Origin of the sequence: Pseudomonas sp., from assembly GCF_050739935.1 — a bacterium.
Classification (GTDB): domain Bacteria; phylum Pseudomonadota; class Gammaproteobacteria; order Pseudomonadales; family Pseudomonadaceae; genus Aquipseudomonas.
The window spans coordinates 1-19,404 of record NZ_JBOICF010000128.1; the positions used below are offsets into that span (position 1 = coordinate 1).

18 protein-coding genes are annotated in these 19,404 nt (G+C 61.7%); 8 read left to right on the forward strand and 10 right to left on the reverse strand.

Annotated elements, in window-relative coordinates; all coding sequences use genetic code 11:
* Nucleotides 1–57 precede the first annotated feature (57 nt).
* The 6 genes from ACRER8_RS25540 to ACRER8_RS25565 all read right to left on the reverse strand — a co-directional run bounded on the left by ACRER8_RS25540 (nt 58) and on the right by ACRER8_RS25565 (nt 6,357).
* On the reverse strand, nt 58–1,398 hold the full coding sequence (locus ACRER8_RS25540) for an MFS transporter (RefSeq protein ID WP_431748947.1): 1,341 nt from the start codon (nt 1,396–1,398) through the stop codon (nt 58–60).
* A gap of 70 nt (nt 1,399–1,468) precedes the next feature.
* Nucleotides 1,469–2,791 (reverse strand): MFS transporter, encoded by a 1,323-nt coding sequence (locus ACRER8_RS25545; protein ID WP_431748948.1) that lies wholly within the window; start codon nt 2,789–2,791, stop codon nt 1,469–1,471.
* Nucleotides 2,792–2,872: 81 nt separating this feature from the next.
* Entirely contained in the window at nt 2,873–3,751 is an 879-nt protein-coding gene (locus ACRER8_RS25550) for an SMP-30/gluconolactonase/LRE family protein (protein WP_431748949.1), read from the reverse strand.
* 95 nt (nt 3,752–3,846) lie between these two features.
* Nucleotides 3,847–4,779, reverse strand: a complete 933-nt coding sequence (locus ACRER8_RS25555; protein WP_431748950.1) for a 3-keto-5-aminohexanoate cleavage protein — start codon at nt 4,777–4,779, stop codon at nt 3,847–3,849.
* Between the two features lie 70 nt (nt 4,780–4,849).
* Nucleotides 4,850–5,638 (reverse strand): SDR family oxidoreductase, encoded by a 789-nt coding sequence (locus ACRER8_RS25560; RefSeq protein ID WP_431748951.1) that lies wholly within the window; start codon nt 5,636–5,638, stop codon nt 4,850–4,852.
* A complete protein-coding gene (locus ACRER8_RS25565; protein ID WP_431748952.1) occupies nt 5,635–6,357 on the reverse strand; it encodes a GntR family transcriptional regulator in 723 nt (240 codons plus the stop codon). Before ACRER8_RS25565 ends, ACRER8_RS25560 begins: the two co-directional genes overlap by 4 nt.
* Nucleotides 6,358–6,544: 187 nt before the next feature.
* On the opposite strand from ACRER8_RS25565, the gene ACRER8_RS25570 reads away from it, so the two are divergent.
* From ACRER8_RS25570 to ACRER8_RS25580, 3 genes are read left to right on the forward strand one after another with little or no spacing between them, the layout of a single operon-like run.
* Nucleotides 6,545–7,588 carry an acyl-CoA dehydrogenase family protein gene (locus ACRER8_RS25570; protein WP_431748953.1) on the forward strand — a complete coding sequence of 348 codons (1,044 nt, stop codon included), beginning with the start codon at nt 6,545–6,547 and terminating at the stop codon, nt 7,586–7,588.
* Nucleotides 7,585–8,346: a PIG-L deacetylase family protein gene (locus tag ACRER8_RS25575; RefSeq protein ID WP_431748954.1), complete on the forward strand. Its 762-nt coding sequence runs from the start codon at nt 7,585–7,587 to the stop codon at nt 8,344–8,346. The genes ACRER8_RS25570 and ACRER8_RS25575 overlap by 4 nt, the downstream gene beginning before the upstream one ends.
* Nucleotides 8,343–8,942: an SAM-dependent methyltransferase gene (locus tag ACRER8_RS25580; RefSeq protein WP_431748955.1), complete on the forward strand. Its 600-nt coding sequence runs from the start codon at nt 8,343–8,345 to the stop codon at nt 8,940–8,942. The genes ACRER8_RS25575 and ACRER8_RS25580 overlap by 4 nt, the downstream gene beginning before the upstream one ends.
* 106 nt (nt 8,943–9,048) lie before the next feature.
* Here the strand turns inward: ACRER8_RS25580 and ACRER8_RS25585 are convergent, their stop codons facing one another.
* The 3 genes from ACRER8_RS25585 to ACRER8_RS25595 form a co-directional block, all read right to left on the reverse strand.
* Entirely contained in the window at nt 9,049–9,747 is a 699-nt protein-coding gene (locus tag ACRER8_RS25585; RefSeq protein WP_431748956.1) for a GNAT family N-acetyltransferase, read from the reverse strand.
* A 299-nt stretch (nt 9,748–10,046) separates the two neighbouring features.
* Complete coding sequence (locus ACRER8_RS25590; protein ID WP_431748957.1) at nt 10,047–11,423, reverse strand: 2-hydroxycarboxylate transporter family protein; 1,377 nt, start codon at nt 11,421–11,423, stop codon at nt 10,047–10,049.
* A gap of 70 nt (nt 11,424–11,493) precedes the next feature.
* Nucleotides 11,494–12,357: an HpcH/HpaI aldolase/citrate lyase family protein gene (locus tag ACRER8_RS25595; RefSeq protein WP_431748958.1), complete on the reverse strand. Its 864-nt coding sequence runs from the start codon at nt 12,355–12,357 to the stop codon at nt 11,494–11,496.
* A 236-nt stretch (nt 12,358–12,593) separates the two neighbouring features.
* Between ACRER8_RS25595 and ACRER8_RS25600 the strand changes: the two genes are divergently transcribed.
* The 5 genes from ACRER8_RS25600 to ACRER8_RS25620 all read left to right on the forward strand — a co-directional run bounded on the left by ACRER8_RS25600 (nt 12,594) and on the right by ACRER8_RS25620 (nt 18,519).
* Nucleotides 12,594–13,469 carry a LysR family transcriptional regulator gene (locus ACRER8_RS25600; RefSeq protein WP_431748959.1) on the forward strand — a complete coding sequence of 292 codons (876 nt, stop codon included), beginning with the start codon at nt 12,594–12,596 and terminating at the stop codon, nt 13,467–13,469.
* Between the two features lie 138 nt (nt 13,470–13,607).
* On the forward strand, nt 13,608–14,813 hold the full coding sequence (locus ACRER8_RS25605; protein WP_431748960.1) for a CaiB/BaiF CoA transferase family protein: 1,206 nt from the start codon (nt 13,608–13,610) through the stop codon (nt 14,811–14,813).
* A 210-nt stretch (nt 14,814–15,023) separates the two neighbouring features.
* Nucleotides 15,024–16,388: a TIGR00366 family protein gene (locus ACRER8_RS25610; RefSeq protein WP_431748961.1), complete on the forward strand. Its 1,365-nt coding sequence runs from the start codon at nt 15,024–15,026 to the stop codon at nt 16,386–16,388.
* 126 nt (nt 16,389–16,514) lie between these two features.
* A complete protein-coding gene (locus tag ACRER8_RS25615; protein ID WP_431748962.1) occupies nt 16,515–17,348 on the forward strand; it encodes an amidohydrolase family protein in 834 nt (277 codons plus the stop codon).
* Between the two features lie 319 nt (nt 17,349–17,667).
* Nucleotides 17,668–18,519 carry a CAP domain-containing protein gene (locus tag ACRER8_RS25620; protein ID WP_431748963.1) on the forward strand — a complete coding sequence of 284 codons (852 nt, stop codon included), beginning with the start codon at nt 17,668–17,670 and terminating at the stop codon, nt 18,517–18,519.
* Nucleotides 18,520–18,573: 54 nt separating this feature from the next.
* Here ACRER8_RS25620 and ACRER8_RS25625 read toward each other — a convergent pair whose 3' ends face one another.
* Complete coding sequence (locus ACRER8_RS25625; RefSeq protein ID WP_431748964.1) at nt 18,574–19,209, reverse strand: cell wall hydrolase; 636 nt, start codon at nt 19,207–19,209, stop codon at nt 18,574–18,576.
* Nucleotides 19,210–19,404 lie beyond the last annotated feature (195 nt).

The window sequence follows — 19,404 nt, forward strand, 5'->3', positions numbered from 1 at the left end:
GATCATGACCGCTACCGCCGGCAGGCCGGACTGCTACAGGGGGAGAATTTACCGGACTCACACCGACTGCCCGGCGCCCTTCACTACTGCCTGACGTGATTCCCGCTCATGCCCCTGACGCAAACGCAGCGCGGCAATCGCAGCCACCACCAACACCACGGCGATGACTTTCATTCCATTCATCGCGTTGCCGGTGCTTTGTTCGATCACTCCCATCACCGACGGCCCGACAAAACCGCCGAGCAACCCCAGGCAGTTGACCAGTCCCAGCCCGCCAGCCAATGCCGCGCCTTTTAGGCGGGATGCCGGGTAGAGAAAGATGATCGACTGGACGACGAAGAACATCACTGCCGAAATGCAGAAACCCAGCAGACTGATGACCGGCCCCGCCAGCGAAGCGATGCCTAGCCCTACAGCCATGGTCAACAGGCCGCTGACCAGCATGCGCCGCGAGCGCTGCGGGGTATTGGCGAAACGCGGCAAGGCGATGGCACCCACGGCTGCGGCCAACCACGGCAACGATGTCAGAAAGCCTATCTGCAAGGTGCTCAGATCGCCGTATTTGCCGATGATGCCAGGCAGGAAGAAGATCACCGTGTAGATCGTGATCTGGTGGCAGAAATACACGAAGATCGCCAGCAGAATCTGCGGCGTCAGACACTGTTTCAGCGAGTGGCCGCCATGTCCGGCGCCCTCGTCCGCTTCGCTGGCCAACCGAGACTCTATCTGCTGTGCCTCGACAGCGCTCAGCCATGAGGCCTTGCTCGGCCGGTCCGGCAGTTTTTTCCACACCACAATGGCGAAGAACACCGCCGGCAGCCCTTCGAGCAGGAACATCCACTGCCAGCCGCGCCAGCCGAAAACACCATCCAGCTGCATCAGCGCCGCACCCAGCGGGCCTCCGATGATGTTCGCCACGCACACGCCGAGCAGGAAATAGCCGGTGGCACGAGCACGTTGCTCACGCCCGAACCAGTACGTCAGATACAACATCACGCCGGGAAACAGACCGGCTTCGGCAATCCCCAGCAACAGCCGCATCACATAGAACGAAGTCTCGCCTTGAACGAACGCCATGCCCGCGGAAATCAGCCCCCAGGTCACCATGATCCGGGCGATCCAGAACCGCGCGCCGACCTTGTGCATGATCAGGTTGCTGGGCACTTCCGATAACGCGTAGGTCAGGAAAAACAGCCCGGCACCCAACCCATAGGCGGCTGCGGAAATCCCCAGGTCGACATCCAGATGATGCTTGGCCAGGGCGATGTTGGTCCGGTCCAGAAAGCTCAATACATACGCGGCGATGAGCAGCGGCATGAGTTTGACGAACAACAGTCTGTTCAGCGTTGCAGCATCACGGGGTAAAGACGGCGCGTCGGGCGTTCTTGTCATTGTCATTGCACGAACCTCTTGGAAACAGACAACGGATGAATGCCCCGACCGATAGCTCAGGCCGGGGCTCTAAGGGTCATAAGCTCGGCTGGACCTGCAAGGCTTCGGGCCGATGGGAAAACAACTGCAGCAACGCACCCGCCAGGGCACAACCGGCCATGACGAAGAAGCACACGGTGTAGCCACCCAGGCTGGTCCAGCCGCCACCGGCGCTGATCAGGCTGCCCATCAACACTGGCGCGACGCCGCCGCCGATGAACATCGCTGTGGTGATGATGCCGTTGGCGGTCGATGTCGCGGACGGTTGCGCCGAGTCGGACGCGACCGCGTAATAAATCGGCCATACCGCGTTGGCAACCAGGCCGAACAGCAGTTGAACGACGATGATGATCAGCGTGGTGTTGGCGAAGTAGAACGCGCCGACGCTGGCCGCCATCCACAGCCCACAGATGATCAGCGTCACGCGACGGCCGATGATGTCCGACAGCGAGGGCCAGATCAGTTGGCCGAGGATCCCGGTCAGGGTGAACACCACGCTCATCCCCGCCGACTCAGCCAGCGACAGGTTGAGGATGTTGTACAGGTAGGCCGGCAGAACGATGTTCACGCCCATGTACACCACCTGCGTCAGCATCGTATTGCCGGCAGTGAGCGCGATGTTGCGATTGCCCAGCGTCGCCTTGAACGTGGCCCAGGCCTGGCCATTGACATTCGGCGACGGCGTGCTGTCGGGTGCGGTCATGCCTTTGGCGGCAATATCGATGTACAGCTGAGTGATGCGCTCGGCGGTGGAATAGCGCGACCAGAAAATCATGGTCGGCAAGGCCACGACAAAGGCGAAGAAGAACACGTAGCGCCAGTTTTCCTCACCGAACGTGGCGATTACGAAACTGGCGACGATGCCGCTGAGCATCGCGCCGATCGGGTATCCAGTGTGATGCGCGCCGAGGGCAAAACCGCGTCGCTCGACCGGCCACCATTCGGCCGTGTTGCTGACACCGACCGGCTCTCCCCAACCCGCGCCGAGGTTCACCCCCACCCGCAGCGCAATGAACGAGGCCAGGTGACCGCTGAGGAACTTAAAGCCCGACAGAAACGAGATCGCCGTGTAGCCCAGTACCAGTGGCACCTGAAAGCGCGCACGTTTCCAGCCGCCGCCATAGCGGTCGCTCCAGATCGAACCGGGAATGTCGAGCACCGCCAGGGCCAGCATGACCACGGTCGCCACCGTTCCCCATTGATCCGCCGAAAGATCGAAATGCTTGGAAATGGTCGGTCCCAGCCGCAGCACGATTTCGCGGTCGTAGGCGTTGAGGATCCAGATCACCCAGCAGACCAACAGCGATACCCACGAGTAGCGATGAATCTTGCCCAACGATGCTTTTTTATTATTGTTCATGAAATCTCCAGGCGTGCCGCACACGCACTCGAAGGTTTAGTCCTAGGTAAGTCAGGTCAGTGTCGATCGGCCCTGAAGCGCTCAGCCAGCGAAGCGCCTTTCCCCGATGCCCTTCACGCCCAGGCCGGTAATGGCGAACAACGCGCCGCGCTGTTGGCCGTCGTCCGGGAAACGAGGCAGCGGCGGCTTGGCCATTGACGTGACGTAAAGCGTGTCCAGATTCGGGCCACCGAAGGTCAGGCTGGTTACCTTTTTCACCGGCATGTCGACGATCCGGTCGACCTGCCCGTCCGGCGTGTAGCGCACCAGTTTTCCGGTGTAGACCAACGCCTGCCACAGACAGCCTTCGGCATCCACGGTGCAACCATCCGCCGCGCCACCGCCTGATGTGTCGACCTTGGCGAAAGTGCGTCGATTGCTCACCGCGCCACTGGCATTGTCGTAGTCATAGGCCCAGATTTCCCCGGACCAGGTATCGGAGAAATAGAAGGTCTCGCCATTCGGGCTCCAGCACGGGCCATTGGAAACGATGATGCCTTCGTCCAGAGTGTGCAGGCTCATATCGGGGTCGAGGCGATACAGCTTGGCACTGGCCTGGTCTTCCTGGGTATCCATGGAGCCAAAGATGAAGCGTCCATGGCGGTCGACCTTGCCGTCGTTGAGGCGATTGTGCGGATGCCCAGGCTCGGGATCGGTGATCAGTTCGAGGTCACCGCTGGGCAAATCAAGACTGTAGAGACCGTTCTGCAGGGCCACGATCGCGGCATTGCCACGCTGACGCAGGGCCATGGAACCAATCTTCTGCCCGACGTCCCAGGCGCGCAGTTCGCGGCCGTCCTCGGTGCAGCGCAGCACCCGGCCATCAAAACTGTCGATCCAGTAAAGTCGCTGTTGCTCGACGTCCCAGACCGGGCCTTCACCCAGCGTGGTCTTCACATCGACGACGATTTCGATACGCATGAATTCACTCCTGTCTTGTTGTTATGGGAGTTGATGACCGATGTCGAGCGCGCCCCCGAGGGTTCGCGCTCAGTCGCTTCAAGCAGGCCGCAAACTTAGAAATCAACCTCGTTCTTGCCTTTGAGGGCGAGCATTTCACGGGCCTCGTCCGGCGTTGCGACACGCCCGCCCAGCGCCTCAATCACCGTGCGAATGCGCTTGACCTGATCGGCGTTGGACGCTGCCAGCTTGCCGGGACCATCCCACAGCGAATCCTCAAGGCCGACGCGCACGTTGCTGCCCATCGCCAGGCCCATGGTGCCCAGCGGAATCTGGTTGCGACCGGCGCCCAGGATCGACCATTCATAGGCATCGCCGAACAGCCGGTCAGCGGTGCGGCGCATGTGCGCGAGGTCTTCAGGGTGTGCACCGATGCCGCCACGCAGGCCAAACACGGACTGAATGAAGATCGGCGCCTTGAGCAGCCCGCGTTGCAGAAAGTGTGCGGCGGTGTACAGGTGGCCGATGTCGTAGCACTCGATCTCGAAACGCGTGCGGTTCTCCGCACAGGCGTTGAGGATGTGGGTGATGTCGCGGAAGGTGTTGCGGAAGATGCGATCGTCGCTTTCTTCCAGATACGGCCGCTCCCAGTCGTGCTTGAACTCGGTGAAGCGGTCGAGCATTTCGTACAGGCCGAAGTTCATCGAGCCCATGTTCAGCGAGGCCAGTTCGGGCTTCAGCTGGGCGACCGGCTGCAAGCGCTCTTCGACGCCCATGGTCGGCGCACCGCCGGTGGTGATGTTGATCACCACATCGCTCTGGGCCTTGATCTGCGGCAGAAACTGGCGAAACAGATCGACGTCCTGACTCGGGCGGCCGTCGATGGGATCACGGGCATGCAGGTGAACGATGGCAGCTCCTGCCTCGGCAGCACCGATGGCAGCGTCGGCGATTTCCTGCGGCGTGATCGGCAGATGCGGCGACATGGAAGGCGTGTGAATCGCCCCGGTGACGGCGCAGGTGATGATGACCGGACGTTTCTTGGACATGGGTGTTCTCCATTCTTGTTCTTGGTAAGCGATAGCCTGGTGGGCACTGGGCTGATTTGAATCGGTGCCGTCAGAGGTATTCGACGTTGCCATCGACGCTGATGGCCTGCCCGGTCACGTTCCGTGCGGCAGGCGAGCAGAGAAACAGCGCCATCGCAGCGACGTCTTCGGCAGTGACCATGCGTTTGAGGGAGATCTTGTTCAGGTATTCCTGGCGCATCTCCGGTTCCGGCACATTCATTTGCTCGGCGCGGGCGCGGATCACGCCGTCCATGCGCGGGCCTTCGACGATACCGGGCAGCAACGCATTGACCCGGATATCGCTTTCGCCCAACTCAGAGGCCAGGGACTTCATCAGCCCGACGATGGCCCACTTGGTCGCCGCATATGGCGTGCGCCAGGCATAGCCCAGACGTCCTGCCACTGACGCGATATGCAGCAAATGCGCATTGGGCGATTCCTTGAGCATCGGTACGGCGTGATGGGCGAAGCGGTATTGCGCCGTGAGATTGATATCGATGGTGCGCTGCCAGTCTTCATCGTTGATCGCGTCGATCCCGGCGGTAGGCCCGGCGATACCGGCGTTGTTGACCAGCACATCGAGACCGCCGAACTGTTCGCGCTGAACCTTGAACACGGCCTCGATTTGCGCGGCATCGCCAACGTCGGCGCGGGTGGCGACGGTACCCGGATAGCGGTCGCGAAACGCCGCCAGCGCCGATTCGCTGACATCACAGACATGCACCCTGGCGCCCGCTTCGATATAAGCGGCGGCCAGCACTTCGCCGATCCCGGCAGCTCCGCCGGAAATCAGCACCCGCAGGCCATTGTAGGGAATCAGTCGATTGAGAACGCTCATGCTTTCTTCACTCCTTGCGCAGACGACCGCGAACGGTCGTTGTTGACGAGCAGGCGCGCCAGCGAATCGGCGGCCTGCATGATGTCGTCGGTGACCGCCGCCCGGGCCGCGGCACCATCGCGCGCGATCAGTGCCTCGACGATGCGGTCGTGGGCTTCCATCGAGCGCTGCAGGTGGGCCTTGTCCGGGGCGACCAGGGCGAAACACGGCCCCATGTGCAACCAGAAATTCTCCACGGCGGCGACCGTCAGCTCAGCCTGGGCCACAGCGTAGATGCGGCGGTGAAACGCGAAGTTGGTCCACAGATAACGCGCTACATCGATCTTGTCGGCGGCCTGCTGCATCTGTTGGCACAGCTCGCTGAGCTGATCCAGATCGGCCTTGGTGATCAGCGCCGCTGCCTTCTCCGCCAGCAAGCCTTCAAGGGCCACGCGGGCATCACGAATTTCGCGCAGCCGCTCGGGCGTCATCAGACGGACACGAAGACGGGCGGTTTCGGTGACTTCAAAGGCGTTTTCAGCGCTCAGGCGATGCAGCGCTTCGCGGACGGGCATGGGGCTGGAGCCCAAGGCGTCGGCAAGGCCGCGGATGGTGAGTTTCTGGCCGGGCTGGAAGCGACCGCTCATCAACGCTTCGCGGATCTGCCGGTAGACCTGATCCTGCAAGGTGTCGCGGGACACCTGACGCATGGTCGGCAATGGAACGGGACGATCTGTCATGGGAGCAAAGCCTGTGTTGTCGTTCTTATGCGTGAAATATGTGATCACAAATCAAATAAGTCAAATAATTTCCATGTGGGACGTAGCTGGCTGCTCAGAATCTTTGAACCCCGGCCGTCGGCGGCTGCCGAATTAATGGCAGCCTGCGCACCTCGCGCAGGCTCGGTAACCGGCGGGAGCTTCAGGCATGGGCCACGAATCACAAGGACTTGACGCGGTGCTGGCGGATTTCGCCCGCCGCCCCAACGCGCCCACCAGCGATGATCGCCTGCGTGACGCCATGCGGCTGTGTATCGAACGCGGGCTGGACCGTTTGCCATTGCCCGGCAGCGGCGAAACCCTGACCCGCTGGCAGCAGTTGGCGACGGTGGGCGGTGTCGATCTGGCACTGCTCAAACTTTACGAAGGCCACACTGACGCCCTGGCCATCCTGCAAGAGCTGGGTTGCGAGCCGTTCGCCGAACCGGGGATCTGGGGCGTCTGGGCCGCCGAGCCGCCTTCGGCGAGGGTGCTGGCCAGTGAACGGCAAGGTGATCAAGTGCGGCTGGACGGGCGTAAAGCATGGTGCTCCGGCGCGCAACAGATCGACTACGCGTTGATCACCGTCTGGGGTGGCAACGATCAACAGCACGACCAGCCACAATTGGTCGCTGTGCGCCTGGATCAACCCGGCGTGACCATCGACGCGCAAGCCTGGCAGGCCGTAGGCATGGCCCATACCGCAAGCGTCGATCTGCATTTCGATAATGCCGTGGGCCAGTGCATCGGCGAGAGCGGCGCATACTTGTCCCGGCCTGGTTTCTGGCAAGGCGGCGGGGGCATCGCCGCTGCCTGGTACGGCGCGGCCACTTCGCTGGCGCGCTCGCTGCACCAGCAACGTCAGCAGGGTCGTCCCGATGAACATGGCGACGCGCATCTTGGCGCTGTAGACGCCGCGCTTTACGGCGCTTCGGCGGCGTTAAGAGACTGCGCCTACTGGATCGACGCCCACCCTCATGACAATGCGCGACTGGCAGTGCAGCGGGTGCGAGCGCAGGTGGAAATGGCCGTCGAACAGATTTGCCGGCACGTCGGACGCGCGCTGGGCGCGACGCCTTTCTGCCGGGATCCGCAGTTCGCCCGGCTAGCCGTCGACTTGCCAGTGTTCATTCGCCAGAGCCACGCTGAACGCGATCTCGCTCAACTCGGTCAGCTGCTGGCTCGGCGTACGACGGAGGATTGGTCTCTATGACCCAGATCCAGCCTTTCGGCGTTCAGGGTACGCCATTGAGCGCATGGCAAGGCAGCACCGCATTGCGCGGCGTGCAATCGATCACCCTCGATGAATTGGTCCCGCCCGGCTCGCGCTTGATCGTGCTGGCGCCGCATCCCGACGATGAAGTGCTGGCCTGCGGGGGATTGTTGGCGGCGATGGCCGGGCGGCAGGAGGACATCCAACTGATCTCGGTAACCGACGGCGAAGGCAGTCATCCGGGCTCGTCGCAATGGCCGCAATCGCGACTGCGCGCTCAACGTCGCCTGGAGAGCGAATACGCCATCGCCGGCCTCGGGCTCGAATTGTCACGCTTCAGTTGGCAGCGACTGGAAATGGTCGACGGCCAAGTCGCCGAGCGTGCTGAATCGCTGACTGCATTGCTTAGCCAGGATCTGCGCACCAGTGATGTGGTGCTCAGCACCTGGCGTCATGACGGTCACTGTGATCACGAAGCCGTTGGCCATTGTGCAGCCCAAGCCGCCGCCAACACCGGCGCAACATTACTGGAAATGCCGGTATGGGCCTGGCACTGGGCCGAGCCGAACGATCCCCGTATTCCATGGGACCGAGCACGCAAGCTGGTGCTCACCGACGAGCAGCTGATGCGCAAGCGCAAGGCAATCACCTCTCACGCCAGTCAACTTCAGACCGACACCAGCACCGGCGCTGCGCCTGTGCTCGACGCCACCACGCTGGAGCGCCTGCTGCAGCCTTTCGAACTGGTATTTCTGTGAGCCTTCCTGCCGATTATTTTGATGAGTTGTTCGCCGACAACGACGATCCCTGGGCCTTTCGCACCCGCTGGTATGAACAGCGCAAGCGCGACCTGACCCTGGCCGCCCTGCCCCGTCAGCGCTACGCCCGCGTGTTTGAACCCGGTTGCGCCAATGGCGAATTGAGTTTGTGTCTGGCAGAGCGCTGCGATGAGCTGCTGTGCATGGATATGAGCGCCAGGGCTGCGGACTTGGCGCGCAAGCGTCTGAGTGAGTTTCCCGGCGCAACGGCTGTCGAGGGTCGACTGCCGGTCGACTGGCCCGAGGGGAAATTCGACCTGATCGTAGTCAGTGAGTGGGCCTACTATTTGGAGCCTGCGCTATTCGTTCAAGTGATCGAGCGTATCGCTGCCAGTCTCACTGAGGACGGCGCGGTGCTGGCCTGTCACTGGCTGCACCCGATCGAGGGCTGCCCGATGCTGGGGCGGGAGGCTCATGCCTTGCTCGCTGAGCACCTGCAATTGCTACCTCTGGTTCGGCATGAGGAAACGGATTTTCTGTTGGAGATGTGGGGCAAGCAGCCGGGGGGGATTGATCTGGACGAGCAGGTTCGCTGAGCCGCCTTGATGATGGGCCTGTAGCGGAACGGCTTGTCGGCGTTGGCGTTTTGAAGTCGCTTCCGCGGGCAAACCGGAGTGCTACAGGGGCGTGCGAGACGGCGAATTAATCGTCATCTTGCTGCTGTGTAATCGCATGGTTCACAAACATGCGCGCTTGGCGCGTCATCTGGTCCAGTTGTCGATCACGCTGTTTTTCGGCGTCGGTCATCGCGCGCTTGCCGTGTTGCTTGAGCAGGTACGCGTGGATCTGTCGCACTTCCACTGAGTTGTAGATTGGCGCGATGTCCAGTACCGCCAGCAAGCCCTCGGTCTGATGATCGCGGGTGTTCATCAGCACCTGCGGGCCACGCGCATGCAGGACCTGGAAGCCCATCGCTTCGAAATACGGCACCTTGTTCACGAAGCACGCCAATTCGGCATGTGGGTAGCGCTCCAGCATTTTTTGCACCATCGCGCGGGCAATACCGCGACGGCGCTGACTGGTCTTGACCGCCATGTAGGCGACCGAGCAGGCCTCGGGATCGCCTTGCACCGGCAGGTACAGCAGGAAACCCGAGACCACGGATGGATCTTCGTCATCCAGAGCGACGATGAGTTCCACCGGGAAAGCTCGCGAGCCGTTCATGGCCTGGAGATATTGATGCACTTCGTGGCCGACGCCGTATTGGTAGAGCGGGTACAGCGGGTTGCTGGGAGCGATGCCGACCATGCTGATGTCAGTGATGTAGTCGACGACCATTTGCATGATTTGGCTGTCGATCGATTCGGGTGGCGTGTTTTCGAGACGGGTGATGGTGAACATGCTGATCCTGGGTCTGTTCAAGGCTGCCGGGGCTCTCGCGAGAGTCGGGCCTGCGCATGATAAACCCATATGAACGACACAGTCCTGTGGGGACGACTCTCGGCACAGTTCACTCCATGCCGCCGAGGCCGGCATTGCGTCGACCAACAATCGCAAGGCCAGGGCGGGTGCCGGTTGGAGGGTGGTACAGACACACGCCAGGATAGCCCGCCCCCCCCGTTCCTGCAGCAGATGCACCAGAGGCCCTTAACAGCGCCGAAGCCGACGTCCTTTGCCAAAGCGAGCATTTAGCATTCGCCTCAAACCGGCGGCAGATTCGCCAGAATCAACAATGCGCCCATCACCGTGATCGCCCCGCCGATCCGGGTGGAAATCTGTGCGAACGGCAGCAGTTGCATGCGGTTGGCCGCAGTCAGGATCGCGATGTCGCCGGTGCCGCCCAGGCCACTGTGGCAGCCATTGACGATGGCGGTTTCGATCGGATACATGCCCATTTTCCGCGCAATCACCAGGCCGGTGAGTACCAGGGTCAGTATGGTCGTGGCGATGGTCAGTACGTTGCCGATGTGGAACGCAGCGGTCAGCTCGCTCCAGTGGGTCACGGCGATCGAATTGGCGAACAGCAGCGGATAGGTCACGCACGTGGTGAAGAACTTGAACAGCTCCTTTGCGCCCGCTTCCAGCCGTGGCGGCACTGCATTGCCCAGCTTGAGCAACACCGCCAGAAACAGCATGCACACCGGCCCCGGCAAGCCGAACAGCGCGTGGAGCAAGACACCGGCCAGATACAGCGTGATCGCGCACATGCCAGCGGCGATGACCTGATTTACGGTCTGGGCGTCGAAGCGGCTTTGCTCTTCCTTCGCCTGCGTGTCTTTCGCCTGCGTCGCATCATCCACGGGCAGTTCCAGCATCTGCAGACGACCGTTGCCGGTCAGCTGCGGGAAGCGTTTGCCAAGCAAGTCCAACGCACCACAGGCCATGATCGCGCAGAGGTTGCCCAGCAGAATGATTGGCAGCAACTGCGCGAGAATCTTGCCCGAATCCATGCCTAGAATTTCGCCATAGCCCACCGACAGCGGAATCGCGCCCTCGCCCAGCCCCCCGCCCATCACCGGGACAATGACGAAGAACAGCACCTGACGCAGCTCCAGCCCGCAGAGCATACCCACGGCAATGCCGGCGAACAGCGCCAGCACCGAGCCTGCGAGCAGCGGCACGAATATCTTGGCGAAGCCCTTGATGATCAAGTTGCGGTCCATGGTGAAAATGCTGCCCACCACCACCGCTGAAACGAACAGGTAAATGAAGTTGCTGGACTTGGTGAAGGTGGTCACCGGCGCGATGATGTCCTGCGGCACCCAACCGAGGCTGACCAGATACGACGGTAGAAACGCCGAGACAATCGCCGCGCCGCCGATCTTGCCGAAGAACGGCAGCCGCTTGCCGATTTCGCCACAGGTGGCGCCGCCCAGACCAATGATCGCGACCATTGTCGGCAGATCGGCCTTGATCTCCTTGCACAGCAACAGGCCGGCCACCAGTGCCACCAGCAGCAGGTAGACCGGCAAGGGAATGAAGCTGATGCGGATGTCCATCAGGCGCCAGAACAAGGCGCTACGGCGCGCATCTGGCGCAGTCATGGCCGGCTCGGCCAGCGATTCGGCGTTGTGCATGGAAAACCTCGTCTTCTTTTATTGTTGTAGAGCGGCTTGAAGATATTTCGTCAGGTCTTTCGGGGCCGAGTCACGGCGTCAGCAGGCCTGCCTGGCGGGCCTGCTCGATGACAGTGCGAGCGCGCTGCACAAATGGCGCATCGACCATGTGCCCATCGACCGTATAGGCGCCTACCCCTGCCGCATCCGCCTCATCGGCAGCGGCCAGCACACGCCTGGCGCGCTCGATTTCCTCGGCGGCCGGGACAAAAGCCTCGTTGGCCATGTCGATCTGAGTCGGGTGAATGCAGGATTTGCCGGTAAAGCCCAGGCTGCGAGCGAAACGCGCCTCTTCTCGATAGCCCTCGACGTCCTTGATGGCGGCGAAGGCGGCGTCGTAGGCCGCGACATTGGCTTCACCGGCAGCCATGCGCACGGCCAGTTGAATCTGTCGAATCACACTGGCCTCGTGCCGATTGATGCCCAAAGGTTCCAGCAGATCGGCGAAACCCAGTTGCAGGCCCATCACCCGTGGATGAGCGCCGGCGATCTCTGCGGCCATCCGTAACCCACGAGGCGATTCGATATTGGCCAGGATCTGCACATTCGCCGCTGCGGGCCGTTGCTGTTCAAGGCGCTGCAGATCGGCCACCAGTTGCAGAATCTGCTCGGGGCCTTCGACTTTGGGCAGGTTGATGATGTCCAGTCGGGTGCCGACCAGCGCCTCAAGGTCGGCCTGATAGTGCGCCGTGTCCTGGCCGTTCACGCGAACCACCAGAGTTTTGTCGGTCGTGCCGAGACTCGCCAGAAAGCTCGCCAATTGATTGCGAGCTTCGCTCTTGGCGCTCTCTGCGACCGCATCCTCGAGATCGAAACTGATGCCGTCGGCGCGGGAAGCCAGGGCTTTTTCGAAGAGTTCGGGGCGGGATCCGGGGACGAACAGTTTGCTGCGCATGGGCTACTCACTCGATGACGACACCAGCCCGATGGGCGTTGTAGCGTCGCGCCGGATGACAGGACCACTTCCCATACCCGGCATTGTTCTTGGAAGCCGGGGCACGTAGGCCCGGCACTGCCTTTCAAGGTCAGGCTTGCTGGAAGCCAGGCTTTTAAGGTCAAGCCCATATTGCAAAAGCGCAAAAGCTAACTAAAGTGCGTATTTCTACGTTTAGAATCCAGAATTTTTAGACTATGGACACTCGCTATCTCGACAGTTTCCTGCAGGTGGCCCAACTGGGCTCCACCGCTGCCGCCGCACGCAAGCTCAACCTGACGCCCACCGCCGTAGCGCAGAGGATCAAGGCGCTGGAACACGAAATCGGTCAGCCGCTGCTCAGTCGTGCCGGACGCAACATGCAATTGACCGCCGCAGGCTCGGCGTTGGTAGGCCCCGCTAGCGAGTTGCTGGTGCGTACGCGGGAGTTGCGCGCCATCGCCGCGCTGGACGCGGTGGCAGGTGAATTGCGCATCGGCTGCATCACCACTGCGCTGGCGTATCTCGTGCCTGATGTGCTGGCGACACTGATCGCCAACTACGAACACCTGCGCCCCCACGTCGAGCCAGCATTTTCCACCGATCTGTACCGCAAGGTGCTGTCCGGCGAGACCGACATTGCCATGATGGTCGCGCCGCAGTTCGAGCTGCCGAAAGAGTTCGTCTGGCGCCCGGTGCGCGATGAGCCGTTCGTGGTACTGGCGCCTCCGCACCTGGCCGACGAGCACCCTCATGAGGTGTTGCGCAGCCAGCCGTTCATTCGCTATCACCGCCGTTCGTGGGGTGGCGTATTGGCGGATCGGTATCTGCTGCAGGCTGGCATACAACCGCAAGAGCGCTTCGAAATGGACGCCCTGGATGCCATCGCGGCGATGGTCAAAGGCAGACTTGGCGTATCGCTGGTGCCGCAATGGCGGCCCATGCACGCGCAGTTGGGCGAGCTGGCGCAGATTCCGTTGCCGGGCGCCGGGCCTCATCGACCGATCGGTCTGTTGTGGAAACGCAACTCGGCCAAGGAGCGGCTGATCGAGGTGTTCTGCAAGGTGTTGTTCGAGCAGCCGGGACCGACCTAAATCCATTTTTTATGGATTCTAAAGCTAGCCAAAACGCATTTTATTTCTCCTTCGCGCTGACCAGAATGGCTCCATGTGCTGCATTGGCGCCCGCCTCGCACGGCGCCCGACAGCGATAACAAGATCGGAGAAATATGCATGCCTCATCCCGCCCAGCCGACATCGGTCAATCCGACCGGGCCGCTTGCCGGTATCACTGTCCTCGACCTCAGCGCCTATATCGCCGGCCCGTACGGCTGCTCGCTGCTGGCTGATCAGGGCGCAACGGTGATCAAGATCGAGCCGCCGACCGGCGATAATCTGCGCAAATACCCCTCAACGCTGGCCGCCGAAAGCCGAGCGTTCCTGGGCGTCAATCGCAGCAAATCCGGGGTGGTTCTGGACCTCAAATCACCCGGTGGACTGGACACGCTGTTGACACTGGTGCGTCAGGCGGACGTGCTGGTGCACAACTTCCGCCCCGGCGTGCCAAAGCGTCTGGGCATCAGCTACGAACAGCTCAAAGAAACCAACCCGCGTCTAATCTATTGCGCGGTTACCGGCTACGGTGAAAAAGGCCCCCTGAAAGCCAAGGCCGGCTACGACCAAGTGCTGCAGACCATGACCGGCATGTGCGCCGCGCAAGGCAAGGCAGACGGGCCGCCGGAGATTCTCTACGGCTCGGTGGTCGACTACTACGCTGCGTCTCTGGTGGCGGGCGGTGTGGCATCAGCGCTGTTCGAACGCGAACGCACCGGCCAGGGGCAGGAAGTCGGTGTGTCGTTGTTGCGCAGCGCGCTGGCGATGCAGTCGGCGCGATTGGTCTGGGCTGACAGCGAACCGCGCTCACTGGATCGCGACATGCGTTCCGGCGGCATCACCGGGATTCACCCGACCCGCGAGGGCTATCTCTATCTGTCGGCCAACACCCCACACTTCTGGCAGGCACTGTGCGAGATGACCGGTTTGAGCCATCTGGCGGCAGACGAGCGTTTCGACAGCGTGCGCAAACGCGCGGTCCACCATGAGGTCATCGTTCCGCAACTGCATGAAGCGCTGCGCCGACACAGCGCGCTGGAGTGGGAAGCGATCTTCGGCGAAGCCGTGCCCTGTGCCGCGGCGCGTCGGGTCGAAGACATGTTCGACTACCCACAGTGCGAAGCCGAATCGCTGATCGCCGAGTTCGACCACCCGGTGGTCGGTCGCTACAAGGGTTTTACCCGCGCCGTCACTTTCAGCCGCACGCCAGGCCCTGAGCCATTCGCCGCGCCGGTGTTCGGTGCCGATTCGGATCGGGTCATGGTCGAGCATGGTTTCACCGCAGAGCAGATTGCACAGCTGAGGGCCAGCGGCGCCTTGCATTGATCGAAAGCGACAAACTCTGTAGCAGCACGGCTTGCCGGCGACAGCGACTTCACTGACCCCGCCGCCTGCGAGCCGGACCGCTACAGATGACCTGCGCCGAGGGTCAAAACCTGGCGCCTGAAGATACCTAGTTCCCACAAACACAATAAAAGGGATAACCCCCATGATGAGCACCACGCCCCTGATCCGTTTGCACGGAGGCCTTGCGGTATGAGCACTCCCATTACCGCGCCTCGGTCACTGCGCACCCGGTTTACCGAAAGCACCATCAGCCTGTTCGAGCGAACCATTCCCGACCCGTTCGTGCTGGCGATCTTCATCACCGCGATCGTCGCCGCGGCGTCCTGGCTGGTCGCGCCGAATGCGTCGTTCGATGCGTTGCTCGGCGGTTGGTACAAAGGCTTCTGCAACATCTTTTCCTTCGCCCTGCAAATCACACTGGTGTTGGTGCTCGGTCATGCCCTGGCCCACGCCCCGATCGTGCAGCGCTTTTTCACCCGCTTGGTGGCGCTGGCGCGAACCCCGGCTCAAGCAGGGGCGATGATCTTCCTTTGCGTGGCGATCACTTCGTTTTTCAACTGGGGTTTTGGTCTGGTGCTCAGCGCCCTCCTCGCCCGGGAAATCGCCAAGCGCATGCGCGTGGATTTCGCCTGGATCGTCGCCGCCGGATTCTCGGGCTGGGTAGTCTGGGCTGGCGGTCTGTCCAGCTCCATCGTGCTGGCGCAGACCACGCCGGGCAACCCGATGAACGTGGTGCAAAAGCTCACCGGACAAGTGCTGAGCGTTGGCGACATGGTGTTCGTGCCCTACAACATGGTGCCGACCATTGCATTGCTGGTGATCATGCCGTTCGTACTGGCAGCCCTGCGCCCCAAGGATGAAGACGCCGTGTTTCTGGACATGAGCAAGCATCCTGATCCAGAGCCCGCCAAACGCCCGCAAGGCAAGCGCAGCTTCGCGCAGTTCCTCGAATATTCGCCGCTGGGCAGCGTGCTGATGGGGCTGCTGGGGATCGGCGTGGCCGGTTGGTCGTTCACTGGTCACTTGCAGCTGTCCGGGGTCAACGGCGTGATCGCGATCATGTTCACGCTCGGCATCATCCTCCACGGCTACCCGCTGGCCTATGCCAATGCTGTGAAGGCAGCGGCCAAACAGAGCGGCTCGATGATTCTGCAATACCCGCTGTACGGCGGAATTATGGGGATGATGGAGGCCACCGGTCTGCCGGGCGTGATCGCCAAGGGTTTCGTGGCGATTTCCACCACCCAGACCCTGCCGTTCTGGAGTTACGTGTGCTCGCTGCTGGTGACCTTTCTGATTCCCAGCGGCGGCGGTCACTGGGCGGTGCAAGGCCCGTTCGCGATTCCAGCGGCCGTCGAGTTGCACGCCTCGCTGTCGGCGACCACCATGGCCGTGGCGATGGGAGAACAGGTCTCGAACATGATGCAGCCGTTCTGGGCCGCGCCTGTGGTGGCCATGGCCGGCGTCGGTGTGCAGCGGGTATTGGGCTTCACGTTCGTGACCTTTTTGGTGGCGGCCGTGGCCTATGGCTCGGCGTTGCTGCTGCTGGTGTAACTCACATTAGTCATGGCCGAAACGGCCTATGTAGCAGTCCCACTTGCCGGCAGTGGCGTTATCAACGCCCCTGCCCCGGAAACCGGGACTGCTACAGGGCTTAAGGCCAACCGAAAGGGCAAGCCCATGAAAAAACCTGACCTCAAAATCCCGGCCAACAGCTGCGATGCGCACATCCACATCATCGACCCGCGTTTCGCTCCCGCCGACCCGGCGACGCCCGTTGCCCAGGGACAATCGATGGCCGACTACCGCAAAGTCCGTGAGCAACTGGGCCTGCGTCGCGCAGTGATCGTGCAGCCCAAGTATTACGCCACCGACAATCGCTGCACTCTGGACGCCATCGCGCAGATGAGGGGGCAGGCACGGGGCATTGCGGTGGTCGATACGGGTGTGACCGACAAGGAGCTGATTCACTTGCATGAGGGAGGCATTCGGGGCCTGCGCTTCAGCCTGTGGAACGCCGGCAATCAGGTCATCAGCGTCGACATGATCAAGCCGTTGGCCGAACGAATCGCCGAGTTCGGTTGGCACGTGCAGATTCACATGGGCGCCGAGCAGATCCTCGAACAGCAGACACTGTTGGCGGGTTTGCCGGTGCCTGTGGTGTTCGATCACATGGGACGTCTGCCCGCAGGCTCCAACGCCAATCATCCAGCGTTCCGTTTCATGGCCCGACTCATCGACTCCGACAGGGCCTGGGTCAAGCTCAGTGGGCCGTACCTGAACACCGTTGAAGGCGGGCCGCGCTACGGGGATGTCCGTACCCTTGCCCGGGCCCTCGCTACCTTCGCGCCGCAGCGCATGGTCTGGGGCAGTGACTGGCCCCACATCACTGAAGCCCACAAACCGGATGATGCCGATTTGCTCGACCTGCTGCTCGACTGGACCGATAGCGATGCCGCGCGACAGGCGATCCTCGTGGACAACCCGGCGCAGCTGTACGGGTTCGATGACTGAACCATTAATTTCCCTTTAGCGACACGGCTTGCCGGTGGTAGCGATCTCAACGACGCCACTGCCGACAAGCCGTGCTGCTGTCCAGCGGCGTAGCGCGATGTTGCGCATGCAGCCATCCTCTGTAGCAGTCCGGCTTGGCGGTGGTAGCGGTCTCATAGACGCCACCCCGGTAGAGAAGCTGCCCGCCAGGCAGTTTTGAGTTTTTGTCATTGCAAAAAGCTCTCACTGGACTGCAACCTCCGGGGATTCTTCGGCTCAGATTATTTCGATACCGAGAAAATCGCGCATCATGGCCGCAGTCAGCTCAAGGGAGATCTTCATGCGCTTCACATCATTCACTCGTCTGGCAGCGTTTTCATGGCTGCTGATGTCGACCGGGACGGCGCTGGCCAGCGAAGAAACGCAATTGATCCAGTCCATCAATACCTATCGCAGTCAGGCCCAACCCTGCGCGAACGTGGTGTCTCAGGAACTCCCTCCGCTGAACACCGATCCGCGCCTGAACCTGCCAGCCAGCGGCACCGTGGACCTGCAACCGATGCTGTCCCGCGCTTCGTACCCGATGGTCTCTGTGCAGGCGATCAGTCTGTCCGGCCCACGGGATGCACAATCGGCGATGAAGGCGATTCAGGAAAGTTTCTGCCAGGTGGTGCTCAACCCACAGTTCGTCGACGTGGGCGTAAGCCGCAATGATCGCGACTGGCGCATCGTGCTGGCGCGGCCCCTGCTGACCGGTGGTCTGGGCAACTCCCAGGCCGAGGGCCAGAAAATGCTCGGGTTGATCAACGCCGCCCGCAGCACGCCGCATCAATGTGGCGGCCAACCTTTCGGTCCCGCCTCGCCGCTGGGCTGGAACGATAACCTGGCCAGCGCGGCTGAAGGGCACACCCGCTCGATGGCCAACAACAACTATTTCGATCACAAGGGCCTTAATGGCGGCACGCCGGGCGATCGCGCGGAACTGGCCGGCTATATCGGTCAGCAGATCGGTGAAAACATCGCGGCGGGGCAAGACAGCGCGCGCAAGGTGGTCGAAGGCTGGCTCGCGAGTCCCGGCCATTGCGCCAACATCATGAACCCGGACTTCCGCGAGCTGGGTGCGTCGTATGCCGTGGACCCGAAAAGCGATGCGGGGATTTACTGGACGGCGATGTTTGGGGTGCAGCAGTAGAGCATCAGGTATGAACGCGCCATCGCGTAGCAGCACGGTTTGAGGGTGCTTACGTCACTTCGCCTTCCCTTCTCGCAGTTTGTAGAACATGAACTTGCCAGTTTCCGCTGTGCGGATGTACTCCGACGCCCACGCGGGCCTGGCGTTGCGATCGTGGAAAAACATCGCGCCCTTGGTGCGGTCGCTGAGCTGCTGGTTGAGAGCCTTGCGCGCGATTTCCTTGGATGCCGCGTAACGATCGTCCTCCTTTACCTGATCGGAACGCCCATCGCACCACCAGGAGAACTGGCAAACCTTCTTCTCCATCCCCTGTTTGACCACGCTGCAGATGGTGTCCGGATAACCTTCGTGGCCAAGGCGGTTGAGTACCACATTGGCCACCCCTTCCATATCGGCGTCCGTACCGCCCTTGGCTTCCCAGTAAATAGTGCGCGACAAGCAGACGATCGCATCGTCCACCACCGCCACTCCCGCCGGATCAACCGCCTGGGCTTCGGATTGGGTGATGATTTCGCTTTGAGGAACCGCAGGCGCAAGACCCTCCTTGCCGGCGGCTTTTTCTTCCAGTACCTGAGCCTTGCTGACCACCGCCTGCGGTTCGGCAGGCGTTTGCGCGGTGGCGTCGGCCGCCACAATCGGGCCGACGAAAACTGCCGTTATCAGGCAGATCGAAAAGGAGATGAGGCGCATCGTCGAACCTTCTGCTAGAGGCCGATTGGTCCTGCACCCGCGTCACATCGGTGGGGCAACCTCGATACCCGCAACCAGGTGAATCGGAACGTCGCAAGCTGTCGTCCGTTTGTTATCGGGTATGGTTTTGGGGACGCCGAGAAACAGCAGCGAGCCAAGAATAGCTCGCCAAAAGCAGAATAGTGGCCTTTTAGT

Bases quoted from the DNA above. Each gene is read 5' to 3' on its own strand.
- ACRER8_RS25540 (WP_431748947.1), bottom strand. From the start codon at position 1,398: ATGACAATGACAAGAACGCCCGACGCGCCGTCTTTACCCCGTGATGCT.
- ACRER8_RS25545 (WP_431748948.1), bottom strand. From the start codon at position 2,791: ATGAACAATAATAAAAAAGCATCGTTGGGCAAGATTCATCGCTACTCG.
- ACRER8_RS25550 (WP_431748949.1), bottom strand. From the start codon at position 3,751: ATGCGTATCGAAATCGTCGTCGATGTGAAGACCACGCTGGGTGAAGGC.
- ACRER8_RS25555 (WP_431748950.1), bottom strand. From the start codon at position 4,779: ATGTCCAAGAAACGTCCGGTCATCATCACCTGCGCCGTCACCGGGGCG.
- ACRER8_RS25560 (WP_431748951.1), bottom strand. From the start codon at position 5,638: ATGAGCGTTCTCAATCGACTGATTCCCTACAATGGCCTGCGGGTGCTG.
- ACRER8_RS25565 (WP_431748952.1), bottom strand. From the start codon at position 6,357: ATGACAGATCGTCCCGTTCCATTGCCGACCATGCGTCAGGTGTCCCGC.
- ACRER8_RS25570 (WP_431748953.1), top strand. From the start codon at position 6,545: ATGGGCCACGAATCACAAGGACTTGACGCGGTGCTGGCGGATTTCGCC.
- ACRER8_RS25575 (WP_431748954.1), top strand. From the start codon at position 7,585: ATGACCCAGATCCAGCCTTTCGGCGTTCAGGGTACGCCATTGAGCGCA.
- ACRER8_RS25585 (WP_431748956.1), bottom strand. From the start codon at position 9,747: ATGTTCACCATCACCCGTCTCGAAAACACGCCACCCGAATCGATCGAC.
- ACRER8_RS25590 (WP_431748957.1), bottom strand. From the start codon at position 11,423: ATGCACAACGCCGAATCGCTGGCCGAGCCGGCCATGACTGCGCCAGAT.
- ACRER8_RS25595 (WP_431748958.1), bottom strand. From the start codon at position 12,357: ATGCGCAGCAAACTGTTCGTCCCCGGATCCCGCCCCGAACTCTTCGAA.
- ACRER8_RS25600 (WP_431748959.1), top strand. From the start codon at position 12,594: ATGGACACTCGCTATCTCGACAGTTTCCTGCAGGTGGCCCAACTGGGC.
- ACRER8_RS25605 (WP_431748960.1), top strand. From the start codon at position 13,608: ATGCCTCATCCCGCCCAGCCGACATCGGTCAATCCGACCGGGCCGCTT.
- ACRER8_RS25610 (WP_431748961.1), top strand. From the start codon at position 15,024: ATGAGCACTCCCATTACCGCGCCTCGGTCACTGCGCACCCGGTTTACC.
- ACRER8_RS25615 (WP_431748962.1), top strand. From the start codon at position 16,515: ATGAAAAAACCTGACCTCAAAATCCCGGCCAACAGCTGCGATGCGCAC.
- ACRER8_RS25620 (WP_431748963.1), top strand. From the start codon at position 17,668: ATGCGCTTCACATCATTCACTCGTCTGGCAGCGTTTTCATGGCTGCTG.
- ACRER8_RS25625 (WP_431748964.1), bottom strand. From the start codon at position 19,209: ATGCGCCTCATCTCCTTTTCGATCTGCCTGATAACGGCAGTTTTCGTC.